The following is a 12,260-nucleotide window of genomic DNA, read 5'->3' on the forward strand; positions in this document are numbered from 1 at the left end:
AGCTCCTTTCGGGCTTCGATGAACTGAAGCGTGACCGCTATCGAAATCTTCGTAACTCGTTGAATCTCAAGGAGTTTTCCGTTTCGACTGCGCCGGAAGTGGGGCGAATTATAGACCTGTAGAATCTGCCGTCAAGCACTAATTACGTTTTTCTTGCAGAAGACGCTTTTCCAATCATAAGCCGAGGAATACGCCGAGCTACGGAAGGCAGGCGCAACACCATCAATACTACGCCCAAAGACGCATAAACGGCCCACTCCTTCAGGTCGGCTCGGACGATCCACAACATATGCAGCAAGCCGAGCCCAAGAATGAGATAGACCAAGCGATGCAACTTCTTCCAGCGAGCCCCCAACCGTCGCTGGCTATAGCGATTGGATGTTACCGCCAACGACAACAGAAGGATGAACCCCAAACTACCGACAAGGATATAAGGCCGCTTACGCAACTCCACGCCAAGTTGCGACCAGTCCAATCCCAGGATGAAAACGCCGTAGGCACTCAGATGCAGTACCACATAAGCAAAGCACCATAACCCCAGCTGCCGTCGCACAGCGATCCAACCCGACCAGCCTGTCAACTTCTGCAATGGCGTCATACTGAGCGTGAGTAACACAAACACCAGAGCTCCCAAACCCAGCCGGTCGACCAGGACCTTGCCCGGGTCGGGCCCCAGCAACGAAGCCCAAGCCTCATACAACCAATACAAGGGCCATATCGCGCCAGCAATGAAGACACCGACGCGCCAGAACGAATAACGCATCAGTAGTCCTTCCTCAGATCCATCCCTCTATATAAAGAGGCGACCTCTTCCCCATAGCCATTGAACATCTGGGTCTCGCGGACATTCGGACTGAACAACCCACTGGGAAGGCGCCGCTCCCGTGCCTGGGTCCAACGGGGATGATCGACCGTAGGATTCACATTTGCATAAAAGCCGTATTCATTGGCAGCGATACTCTGCCAAGTCGTCTTGGGCTGCTCACTGACCAAACTGATGCGCACAATGGACTTCACGCTCTTGAAACCATACTTCCAGGGCACCACCAACCGTAGCGGCGCTCCGTTTTGGTTCGGCAACTCCCGTCCATACATGCCAACTGCCAGGATCGCCAGCGGGTTCATCGCCTCATCGAGTCGCAATCCTTCGACATAAGGCCAATCGATCAAGGCGAACCCGGAGCGCTGCCCCGGCATGTGCTCGGGGTCGCGCAAGGTTTCAAAGCGAATGAACTTGGCCTTGCTGGTGGGTTCGACCTGCTTGAGCAGCGCTGAAATGGGAAAGCCGATCCAGGGGATCACCATCGACCAGGCTTCGACGCAACGTAGTCGATAGATACGCTCCTCCAACTGATAAGGCTTGATGAAATCCTCGAGCGCATAACGGCCCGGCTTGGCCACCTCACCATCCACTACAACGCTCCACGGCTCGGTCTTCAGCCCTCCCGCGTTGGCGGCCGGGTCACCTTTATCAGTGCCGAACTCGTAGAAATTGTTGTAGTGGGTCGCGTCTTTGAAGGGGGTGATGGCCTCCCCGTTGGCAACTACCGCCTGCCAACGAGTATCCGGCAGCTTCTGCGTAAACCACGCCGGTGCCCGCCCAGGATCGACGTCGGCATAACGCCCCGCGTCCTCCGCCCTCCCCCAGCGGGGTAACGCGGCCGCAGCAATACCCGCAACAGCACCACCGAGTAATGCGCGTCGAGAAAGATAAAAGGACTCAGGGGTGATATCCGCTGCTTTGCAGTCAGAGGACTTGGGGAACTTGAGCAGCATGGCAACTCCGCAGTATTGGATGACAGATACACCAATAGACTGCGGAGTATGGGGGAAATTACATCACTCGACGTGATTGCGACGACGAAGGTGCAACAGGTACTGGATGGGGCCCGATGCGGCATAGGCCAGGAACACCAGCAGCAGGATACGTGGCGGATCACTGAATACCACGGCAAATACCAGCACCACGGCAAGGATCGCAACGAACGGCACGCGCCCCTTCAGATCCAGGTCCTTGAAGCTGTTGTACTTGATATTGCTGACCATCAGCATACCGGCGGCGGCCACCAGCAAAGCCACCAGGAACGACATCTTCGAACCCTGGATGCCGTAATCACTGAAGGCCCAGACGATACCCGCCACCACACCCGCCGCTGCCGGGCTGGCCAGGCCAATGAAGTAACGCTTGTCGGCCGTTCCCACTTGGGTATTGAAACGTGCCAAGCGTAACGCGGCACCGGCTACATAGATGAAGGCGACCATCCAGCCGACCTTGCCCATGTCACCCAAGGCCCAGCCAAAGGCCAGCAATGCCGGCGCAACGCCAAACGCCACCATGTCCGACAAGGAGTCGTACTCAGCGCCGAATGCACTCTGGGTGTTGGTCATGCGGGCCACACGGCCGTCCAGGCCGTCGAGCACCATGGCGACAAAAATCGCGATAGCCGCAAAAGCAAAATACTTGCTTGCGCCCGCAGCATCACCGGCACTCAAGGCACTCTGGGCACTCATGGAACTGATGATGGAATAGAACCCCGCGAACAGGTTCGCAGTGGTGAACAGATTAGGCAGAAGATAGATACCACGATGCCGGACTTTACGGCCTTCAGCGTCATGCCCTTCTTCGACATGCTCATCGATCGGTAGCAGGCTTTCGGCGTCAGAGGCCTGGTTTGGCTCTTCGGGACGTTCGCTCATGGACATTACCTTGCAACGGTGTGAAAAGTTTCGACAGATACCCTGGGCCGGGGTTCGGCCGCAAAGGAGCCTGCTTTATACCAGAACCTATCCCCGCAAACGAAAAAACGCGGCCTAGGCCGCGTTTTCCCTGACAAGACTCGAACTTAGTTCTTGGTTTTGTCGACGATCTTGTTCGCAGAGATCCACGGCATCATCGAACGCAGTTGCTCGCCGATGATCTCGATACCGTGAGCGGCGTTGTTACGACGCTTGGCAGTCATCGATGGGTAGCCGGTGGCGCCCTCGCAGATGAACATCTTCGCGTACTCGCCGTCCTGGATGCGCTTCAGGGCGTTGCGCATGGCCTGGCGGGATTCGGCGTTGATAACCTCTGGACCCGTCACGTATTCGCCATACTCGGCGTTGTTGGAGATCGAGTAGTTCATGTTGGCGATACCGCCTTCGTACATGAGGTCAACGATCAACTTCAGCTCGTGCAGGCATTCGAAGTAGGCCATCTCCGGCGCGTAGCCAGCTTCGACCAGGGTTTCGAAACCGGCCTTGACCAGCTCGACGGTACCACCGCACAGAACAGCCTGCTCACCGAACAGGTCGGTTTCAGTCTCGTCCTTGAAGGTGGTTTCGATGATGCCGGTACGACCGCCACCCACGCCTGCCGCGTAGGACAAGGCAACGTTCTTGGCATTGCCGGAAGCGTCCTGGTAGATCGCGATCAGGTCAGGAATACCACCGCCCTTGACGAATTCGGAACGCACGGTGTGGCCTGGGGCCTTCGGCGCGATCATGATCACGTCGAGGTCAGCACGCGGTACTACCTGGTTGTAGTGGATCGAGAAACCATGGGAGAAGGCCAGGGTGGCGCCTTTCTTGATGTTCGGTTCGATTTCGTTCTTGTACAGGGCGCCCTGGAACTCGTCGGGAGTCAGGATCATGACCAGGTCGGCAGCGGCAACAGCGCTAGCCACATCAGCCACTTTCAAGCCATGGGCTTCAGCCTTGGCAACAGTGGCCGAGCCTTTGCGCAGGCCAACAGTCACATCGACACCGGAGTCTTTCAGGTTGCAGGCTTGAGCGTGACCCTGGGAACCGTAGCCGATGATGGCAACTTTCTTGCCCTGGATGATCGACAGGTCACAGTCTTTATCGTAGAAAACTTTCATGAACTTCCCCTATGTCAGGCCGTTCCGGCCATTCGCTAATTTGAATTAGATGCTCAGTACTTTGTCGCCACGGGCAATCCCGGTGACGCCACTGCGTACGGTTTCCAGAATCGATGCGGTGCCGATCGATTGAATGAAGCTGTCGAGCTTGTCGCTGGTACCAGTCAATTGAACGGTATACACGCTAGCGCTGACATCAACGATCTGCCCACGATAAATATCGGTAGTACGCTTGACCTCGGCGCGCTGGGCGCCAGTTGCCTTGATCTTGACCAGCATCAGCTCGCGCTCGATATGCGCGCTCTCCGACAGATCCACCAGCTTGACCACCTCGACCAGCTTGTTCAGGTTCTTGGTGATCTGCTCGATGATCTCATCATGGCCGACAGTGGTGAGGGTCAGACGCGACAGGGTCGGGTCTTCAGTCGGTGCCACGGTCAGGCTTTCGATGTTGTAGTTGCGCTGCGAGAACAGGCCAACAACGCGAGACAAGGCGCCCGGTTCGTTTTCCAGAAGCAAGGAGATGATGTGCCGCATATTAAGTACGCTCCGTCTTGCTCAGCCACATATCGCGCATGGAGCCGTCTTTGATCTGCATCGGATAGACGTGCTCGCTGGTGTCGACCTGGATATCGAGGAACACCAGGCGATCCTTCATGGCAAACGCCTCTTCCATCTTCGGCTTCAGGTCCTTCAGGTCGGTGATGCGAATGCCCACATGACCATAGGCCTCCACCAACCGGACGAAATCAGGCAGCGATTCCATGTAGGAATGCGAATGACGGCTGCCATAGCTCATGTCCTGCCATTGGCGAACCATACCCAGCACGCCGTTGTTCAGGTTGATGATCTTGACTGGCAGGTCGTACTGCAGGCAGGTGGACAGCTCCTGGATGTTCATCTGGATACTGCCTTCACCCGTGACGCAGGCGACATCATTATCAGGGAAGTTCAACTTGACCCCCATGGCCGCCGGGAAACCGAAGCCCATGGTGCCCAGGCCACCGGAGTTGATCCAGCGATTGGGTTTGTTGAACTTGTAGTACTGCGCCGCAAACATCTGGTGCTGCCCTACATCGGAAGTCACGAAGGCATCACCCTTGGTCACTTCGCACAGGGTCTCGATCACAGTTTGTGGCTTGATGATGCTGCCGTCGCCCTTGTCATAAGGGAACAGGCCGCGATCACCGCGCCACTCGTCGATCTGCTTCCACCAACTGGCGACCGTATCCTTGTTCGGGGTCTCGCCGATCTCCTTGAGAGCCGCGACCATTTCGGTCAGGACGCTCTCCACCGGACCCACGATCGGCACATCGGCCTTGATGGTCTTGGAGATGGACGCCGGGTCGATATCCACATGAATGATCTTGGCGTTCGGGCAGAACTTCGGCGCACCATTGATGACACGGTCGTCGAAGCGTGCGCCAACAGCCAGGATCACATCGGCATGGTGCATGGTCAGGTTTGCGGTATAGCTACCGTGCATGCCGAGCATACCGACGAACTGCCGATCGGTTCCCGGATAGGCACCCAGGCCCATCAAGGTATTGGTCACAGGCAGGTTGAGCATCTTGGCCAACTCGGTCAGCGCCGCAGAGCCGCCACCGAGGATCACGCCGCCGCCGGAATACAGCACCGGACGCTTGGCCGACAGCAGCATCTCCGCCGCCTTGCGGATTTGCCCGGAGTGACCGCGGACAGCCGGGCTATAGGAGCGCAGCTTGGCTTTCTTGGGAAAAACGTATTCGAACTTTTCAGCCGGGTTGGTCATGTCCTTGGGGATATCGACCACTACCGGGCCAGGACGACCCGATTGCGCCAGGTAGAACGCCTTCTTCATGACCTCCGGGATTTCCGAAGCGTGCTTGATCATGAAGCTGTGCTTCACGATCGGCCGGGAAATACCGATCATGTCGGTTTCCTGGAACGCATCGGTACCGACCATGGTGCTAGGCACCTGGCCAGAAATGATCACCATCGGGATCGAGTCCATATAGGCAGTAGCAATGCCGGTGATGGCATTGGTCGCGCCCGGGCCGGAAGTCACCAGCACCACGCCGGCCTTGCCGGTGGCACGGGCATAACCGTCAGCCATATGGGTAGCCGCTTGCTCATGACGAACCAGGATGTGGGTCACTTCCGGTTCTTTGAACAGGGCATCGTAAACATGAAGGAGAGCACCGCCCGGGTACCCGTAGATATATTTGACGCCTTCGTCACGCAAGAAGCGGACGAGCATCTCACCGCCAGATAAAAGCTCCACGTTGTTCACCTCTAAAACGCCAGAATACCGCCCTCAAAAGGGAGCGGGTCTTAATAGGTTTACTTCTCAGCAGAGCATGAGCGACGGTGGTCGCCGACTACGTCAGCACTGACTGAGCAAGCATTGGGAACGCCCCAAAGTGTTGCGGGGTTTTCCCACCCAGCGCGAGGTAACGCGTTGCGGGTGTAGCACTTCGGTGCGGATGTGCACCTCATGATCTGCTGAGTGGGTCTGCTTCTGGCAGTCCCTCTACAGCGGACTTTGGATTCTTCTGTTTCGTCCTCACCAAGTCAAGCTGTCTATATGACTAATTCGAACTAATCGCATGAGAACGCAAGAAAAACCTCAAAACCAAACTAAATTTGCGTTTCGATTGCTCAATTCATCACAACCAAATCATAAACACGAACCTTGACTTTGGCCAAAAACCTGCGAACGAGCCTCGCCCCCACAAAAGCTCTGCGGCATCAGAAGATAAAACAGGCACGCAGGAGCGATGCAGGCTGCAAACCCACAGAAGAGCATGAGAAAGGAGAGGCAAAGAAACACTGCCAGGCAAGCCTGGCAGTGCCGATTCAACGGGTAGCGACGATGAGTTGGTCGAACTCTTTGAGCAGTACTTGCAACTGCTGGTCCCGCCCCTGCATGGCACGGTTAGCGAATACCATCTCGGCCATTTCCTGGATGCCGGAGGCATTGGGCAAGGGCAGATCCTGCTCCAGGATCTGCTTCATGCGCGGGAGGAAGATCCACTGCAACCATTGCTCGAATTCCAGCGTATCCACGGCAAAGGGCTGGGTGCTGGCCAGAGCCTCGCTGCTGGGAACCGTATCGTCCCACAGCCCCTGGAGCCGCAACTCGCGCTCGATCAGCAACAACTGCTCGGCAATTCTCGGGAAGCGCGAATCCATCATAGCGAGACCCGGGCTTTCTGCCGCGCCTGGGCGGCGCCTGCGGCATCCCCCTGCTTCTCCCGCGCCTGGGCGATCAGCTCCCAGAGACTGGCCTGCAAGTCGGGCCGGCCGTTGGCAAAGCTCAGGCCGCGGCGGGCAAACTGTTCTGCCTGCGGAGCATCGCCCTGGGCCATGCGCACCTGGGCCAGGCGATACAACACCTGAGGCTCCCGCGGTGCCACACGCTGGGCGCGCTCCAGGCTGGAAGACGCTCCATTCAGGTCACCACTGGACTGCTGCTGCTGAGCGGTGGTCAAGAGGGCCAGTACCGGACCGTCCAGTTGCTCGTCTGCCGACAAGCCACCAGCACGTGCCGAAGGGATGCTGCCTGATGCCGGCGGCATGGTGTAGGTCCCCGAAGTGCTCGGAACCGGCTGATAACCCGAACCCTCTACCGGGCCGGGAGTAATGGGACCGGAGCTCGACGGCCCGGGAACGATCGGCGAACTGCTGATCGGCGCCGAAGTGGCCGCACCGCCACCTGGCACCATGACCACCACGCCCGAATCCTCGGGAATGGCTCGTGCCTGGGTTTGCGCCGGACGCTTGATGGTCGTCTGGCGAAAACCTCCGGTAGCGGAAATCCGCTCGTTGTTCGACACCGTAGTACCGGAGTCCACGACGGGAATGGAGCCACGTTGCACGCTGGCGCAACCGTTGAGCAACGCCAGAGCTGTAATAGCTGGAACCCACCACTTGTTCACGTCAAATCCTCATCGCTTAGTTCATCCAGCCCTTGACCCAATCCATCACCGACTCGCCGCCTGCCGGGGCTTCACCACCGCAAGAGGCGCCGGGAGGCGGTTCGCTGCCGCGAATATACGGCATCTGCACAGCGCCCGGACAGTTGGCATCGGAGCCCTGCCCGGTACGCGAATCCACCCAGGCCTGAACCACGTTATCCGGCTGCGGCATGTCCAACGGCATCGGATCGGCCTTGCGCATGAAACTGGTCCAAACCTGCAAGGCACCGGTAGCCCCGGTGAACGGCGTCTTGCCGTTGTCGTCGCGCCCCAGCCAGACCACTGCCAGCAAGTCCTGGCTGAAACCTGCGAACCAGCTATCCCTGGAATCGTTACTGGTGCCCGTCTTGCCAGCGAGTGTCAGGCTACCGGGCAGCACGTTATAGACCGAGCGCCCCGTACCTTCGCGCATCACTCGCTGCATAGCGCTCTGGATCAGGTAGATCGAACCAGCATCGAAACGCTGCTGTATCTGGAACGGATAGCGCTTGAGTGGCTCGCCCTCAGCGGTCAGCACGCTACGGATGCCACGCATGGGCGTATTGAAGCCACCGTTGGCCAGGGTCTGGTACATGGTGGCCACTTCAATGGGGCTCATTCCCCCGGCGCCCAGCAACATGGAAGGAAACGCCGGGAACTCGCGGGTGACGCCCAGGCGCCCAAGGGTCTTCAAGACATTGGGCACGCCCACTTCCAGGCCAAGCCTGGCCGTGGAAAGGTTGTAGGAGTGGGCCAACCCCTGGTACAGGAACACTGTCCCGTGGGAGCGCCGGTCATAGTTCTGCGGCTTCCATACCTGGCCATCGGCCCCCTTGACCGAGAAGGCCTCGTCCGAGAGCCAACTGGTCAGCGTGTACTGGCTGGGCTTTTCCAGGGCAGTCAGGTAGACCGCCGGCTTGATCAGCGAGCCGATCGGACGCACGGCATCCAGGGCGCGGTTGAACCCGGCAAAGCTGGCTTGGCGACTACCGATCATCGCCTGCACTTCGCCGGTTTCGGGGTTGGTCACCACCATTGCGGCCTCGACATCCTCGGCCCCTTTGCGTCCTGCCAGGCGCTTGAAGGTATCGTTGACCGATGCCTCGGCCTTCATCTGCAAGATCGGGTCGAAGCTGGTGAAAATACGCAGCCCTTCCTCGGTCAAGTCTTCGTCACGATAATCCTCGCGCAGTTGGCGCTTCACCAGGTCGAGGAAGCCAGGGAACGAGCTATCCGCCAGGCTGCCGCGCTTGGTCACGCCCAGCGGCATCTTCTTCGCGGCTTCGACTTGCTCGGGGGTGGCAACACCCTGCTGCGCCAGCAGATCGAGCACCAGGTTCCGACGTTCCAGTGCACGCTCCGGATACCGTCGTGGGTTGTAGTAGGACGGCCCCTTGACCATGCCCACCAACAACGCCACCTGATGCAGCTTGAGTTCCGACAATGGCTGGCTGAAGAAGAACTGGCTGGCCAGGCCAAAACCGTGCACCGCACGCTGACCGTCCTGGCCGATGAACACTTCGTTGAGATACGCCTCGAGGATCTCGCGCTTGTCGTAGTGCAACTCCAGCAACAGGGCCATCATCGCTTCGGTGAGCTTGCGCGACAGGCTGCGTTCGTTGGTCAGGAAGAAGTTCTTCACCAACTGCTGGGTCAGGGTACTGCCGCCCTGGCGCATCTGGCCCGAGGATGTATTGACCCAAACGGCCCGGGCGATCGACTTCGGCGAAACCCCGAAGTGCGAATAGAAATCCCGGTCTTCCACCGCCACCAGGGTTTCCAACAGGTACGGCGGGACCTGGTCGATCTTGATCAGGATCCGGTCTTCGAGGTTCTTGGGATACAGGCCGCCAATCAACAGTGGCTCCAGGCGCACCACCGCCAGTTTCGCGCCCTTGCTGCCGGAAAGCTCGGCAACAAAGTCGCCGGAGAAGCGCACCCGCACTGGTTGCGCCTGCTCCAGGCCTTCGTAGAACTGGAATCCACGCGTGTTCAACTCAACGGTATTGCCGTTGACCGACGCCGCGCCAGGGCCATTGGCGATGCTTTCGCGGCGATAGCCCAGGGCATCGAGTTCCGTCAGGAAGTCATCCTTGCTGAGCTTTTGTCCGACGAACAGCTCCAGCGGACGCGCATAAACCTTGGCCGGAATGGTCCAGCGCTTGCCGGAGAACTTCTCCTGGACCACGGCATCGAGATAAACCGCAAAGCCGGCGAGTACCACCAAACCGACCAGGCCAAGCTTGAGCGCCCAGCCCAGCCAGGGGCGCAGGCCGCCGGATGGAGTTTTTTTTGCAGAACGAGGGGATCGGGTACGAGTCATGGCGGCGGATTATACGCACTTTGATTCATCACCAACATGCACCACCCGAGGTTTGCCTTAGTGCCTCCAGCAGCCATAATAACGCCCTCGTTTTTTACCGACTCTGAAGGACCGCCTGTGAGCCAGTCACTGATTGCCGCCCTGCAAAACCCAGCGCTGTACCCACATCCCGTAGATGGGTTCCAGGTCATAGAAACCCACATTTCCTGGGTAATCCTCACCGGTCCCTTTGCCTATAAAGTGAAGAAACCCGTCAATTTCGGTTTCCTGGACTTCACCAGCCTGGAGGCGCGCGAGCACTTCTGTGGTGAAGAACTGCGCCTGAACCAGCGCCTGACCCAAGACCTGTACCTGGAAGTCCTGCCCATTACCGGCAGCGCCGAGACCCCGGAACTGGCCGGTAGCGGCCCAGTGATCGACTATGTGCTGAAAATGCGCCAGTTCCCGCAAAGCCAGTTGCTCAGCACCTTGCAGGCCAACAGCGAGCTGACCGCCGCGCACATCGACGAGATGGCCAAGCAGATCGCCCAGTTCCACCTCAGTGCCCCTCAAGTCCCTGCCAGCCACGAGGCCGGAACGCCACAAAGCGTGATGGCGCCGGTACGCCAGAACTTCGAGCAGATTCGTCCGTTCCTCAGCGACAAGGCCGACCTGCAACAACTCGAGGCCCTGGAGGCCTGGGCCGAGGCCAGCTTCGAACGCCTCAAGCCATTGCTGGGCCAGCGCAAGAACGACGGCTTCATCCGCGAGTGCCATGGCGACATCCACCTGGGCAATGCCACCCTCATCGAGGGCAAGGTGGTGATCTTCGACTGCATCGAGTTCAACGAACCCTTCCGCTTCACCGACGTGTATGCCGATATCGGCTTCCTGGCCATGGACCTGGAAGACCGTGGCCTGAAGAGCCTGGCACGCCGCTTCATCAGCCAGTACCTGGAGCTGACCGGCGACTACCAGGGGTTGGAACTGCTCAACTTCTACAAAGCCTACCGCGCCCTGGTACGCGCCAAAGTCAGCCTGTTCAGCATGCCGGCCGACGCCACCCCGGTACAGCGCGCAACCACCCTGCGCCAGTACCGTAACTATGCCAACCTGGCCGAGAGCTACAGCACCATTCCTTCACGCTTCCTGGCCATCACCTCCGGTATCTCCGCCGTCGGCAAGAGCCATGTAGCGATGCGCCTGGTAGAAGCCCTGGGCGCCATTCGCTTGCGCTCCGACGTCGAACGCAAGCGTTTGTTCGGCGAGCAGCAGGGATCCAACGATCTCAATGCCGGCATCTATAGCAGCGAAGCCAGCGACACGACCTATGCACGACTGCATGAAATCGCCGAGATCATCCTGCGCGCCGGCTTCCCGGCGGTCATCGATGCCACGTATCTCAAGCGAGCCCAGCGCGATGCCGCCGCGAAGGTGGCCGAAGCGACCGGCACTCCCTGCCTGATCATCGACTGCAACGCGCCTGAGGCCGTTGTTGCCAGTTGGCTGGCCCAGCGCCAGGCCGATCAGGAAGACCCGTCCGACGCCACCCTCGAGGTGATCGCCATCCAACGAGCCACTCGCGAAGCCCTGACTGAAGAAGAACTGCTGCGCAGCAAGCGGGTGGAAACCAACGAAAGTGGCAGCCTGGATACCCTGGTGGCCAACATTCGCCAACGCCTGCCGGGCCTCTAAGCGAGTATTTCAGCCGTGAAGTAGCAAAGACTTCACGGCTGAAAAATAGTGGCACTATACTGGCGTCATAAATCCAGCACTGGTGATGTCGCCATGAGCCACCCCAAACTACTCGATACCCCGCTCTACGCACTACTGCACAAGGACGACATCACGGGATTCAACCGTGAGCGCCCGAAAGATCAGCCCATCGATATGCGCGGCGGAGACTTTCGAGGCCTGGACCTGCGAGAACTGAACGCGGAAGGTATCGACTTCACCGACGCTTATTTCCGCTCCGCCGACCTGCGTGGACTCGACCTCAGGAATGCCAGCATGGAGGGCGCTAGCCTTGCCCATGCCCAGATATCCGGCGCTTATTTCCCGGTAGAACTCACTGCCGACGAGATTCTCATGTCAGTCAACTTCGGTACTCGCCTGCGCTACCGTACCCGCTGACTCTCCCTGCACTCAGTCCGGCGCCAG

The 12,260-nt window shown here is 58.9% G+C and carries 11 protein-coding genes; 2 read left to right on the forward strand and 9 right to left on the reverse strand.

The window, feature by feature from the left end; translation table 11 throughout:
* Positions 1 to 142 precede the first annotated feature (142 nt).
* From msrQ to mrcB, 9 genes are all read right to left on the reverse strand, one after another.
* The gene (gene msrQ, locus I9018_RS27515; protein WP_124347384.1) at positions 143 to 763 is read right to left on the reverse strand and encodes a protein-methionine-sulfoxide reductase heme-binding subunit MsrQ; all 621 of its coding nucleotides are present in this window, start codon (positions 761 to 763) and stop codon (positions 143 to 145) included.
* The gene (gene msrP, locus I9018_RS27520; RefSeq protein ID WP_068575495.1) at positions 763 to 1,776 is read right to left on the reverse strand and encodes a protein-methionine-sulfoxide reductase catalytic subunit MsrP; all 1,014 of its coding nucleotides are present in this window, start codon (positions 1,774 to 1,776) and stop codon (positions 763 to 765) included. The genes msrQ and msrP overlap by 1 nt, the downstream gene beginning before the upstream one ends.
* Before the next feature lie 63 nt (positions 1,777 to 1,839).
* Complete coding sequence (gene pssA, locus I9018_RS27525; protein ID WP_068575496.1) at positions 1,840 to 2,697, reverse strand: CDP-diacylglycerol--serine O-phosphatidyltransferase; 858 nt, start codon at positions 2,695 to 2,697, stop codon at positions 1,840 to 1,842.
* A gap of 146 nt (positions 2,698 to 2,843) precedes the next feature.
* Positions 2,844 to 3,860, reverse strand: a complete 1,017-nt coding sequence (gene ilvC, locus I9018_RS27530; protein ID WP_241108022.1) for a ketol-acid reductoisomerase — start codon at positions 3,858 to 3,860, stop codon at positions 2,844 to 2,846.
* A gap of 45 nt (positions 3,861 to 3,905) precedes the next feature.
* Positions 3,906 to 4,397, reverse strand: coding sequence for an acetolactate synthase small subunit (ilvN, locus tag I9018_RS27535; protein WP_011063488.1), 492 nt, complete (start codon positions 4,395 to 4,397; stop codon positions 3,906 to 3,908).
* Position 4,398: 1 nt separating this feature from the next.
* A complete protein-coding gene (locus tag I9018_RS27540) occupies positions 4,399 to 6,123 on the reverse strand; it encodes an acetolactate synthase 3 large subunit (protein WP_068575538.1) in 1,725 nt (574 codons plus the stop codon).
* Between the two features lie 575 nt (positions 6,124 to 6,698).
* Positions 6,699 to 7,034 (reverse strand): YqcC family protein, encoded by a 336-nt coding sequence (locus tag I9018_RS27545; RefSeq protein WP_241110203.1) that lies wholly within the window; start codon positions 7,032 to 7,034, stop codon positions 6,699 to 6,701.
* Positions 7,034 to 7,780, reverse strand: coding sequence for a tetratricopeptide repeat protein (locus tag I9018_RS27550; RefSeq protein ID WP_241108023.1), 747 nt, complete (start codon positions 7,778 to 7,780; stop codon positions 7,034 to 7,036). Before I9018_RS27550 ends, I9018_RS27545 begins: the two co-directional genes overlap by 1 nt.
* A gap of 16 nt (positions 7,781 to 7,796) precedes the next feature.
* Positions 7,797 to 10,121 carry a penicillin-binding protein 1B gene (gene mrcB / locus I9018_RS27555; protein WP_241108024.1) on the reverse strand — a complete coding sequence of 775 codons (2,325 nt, stop codon included), beginning with the start codon at positions 10,119 to 10,121 and terminating at the stop codon, positions 7,797 to 7,799.
* A gap of 117 nt (positions 10,122 to 10,238) precedes the next feature.
* On the opposite strand from mrcB, the gene I9018_RS27560 reads away from it, so the two are divergent.
* Together I9018_RS27560 and I9018_RS27565 are read left to right on the forward strand one after the other, a co-directional pair.
* On the forward strand, positions 10,239 to 11,795 hold the full coding sequence (locus I9018_RS27560) for a bifunctional aminoglycoside phosphotransferase/ATP-binding protein (RefSeq protein WP_241108025.1): 1,557 nt from the start codon (positions 10,239 to 10,241) through the stop codon (positions 11,793 to 11,795).
* Between the two features lie 93 nt (positions 11,796 to 11,888).
* On the forward strand, positions 11,889 to 12,233 hold the full coding sequence (locus I9018_RS27565; protein WP_068575502.1) for a pentapeptide repeat-containing protein: 345 nt from the start codon (positions 11,889 to 11,891) through the stop codon (positions 12,231 to 12,233).
* The last annotated feature ends 27 nt before the right edge of the window (positions 12,234 to 12,260 follow it).

Source organism: Pseudomonas sp. MPFS (assembly GCF_022537035.1).
In the GTDB taxonomy this organism is placed as follows: Bacteria; Pseudomonadota; Gammaproteobacteria; order Pseudomonadales; family Pseudomonadaceae; genus Aquipseudomonas; species Aquipseudomonas sessilinigenes.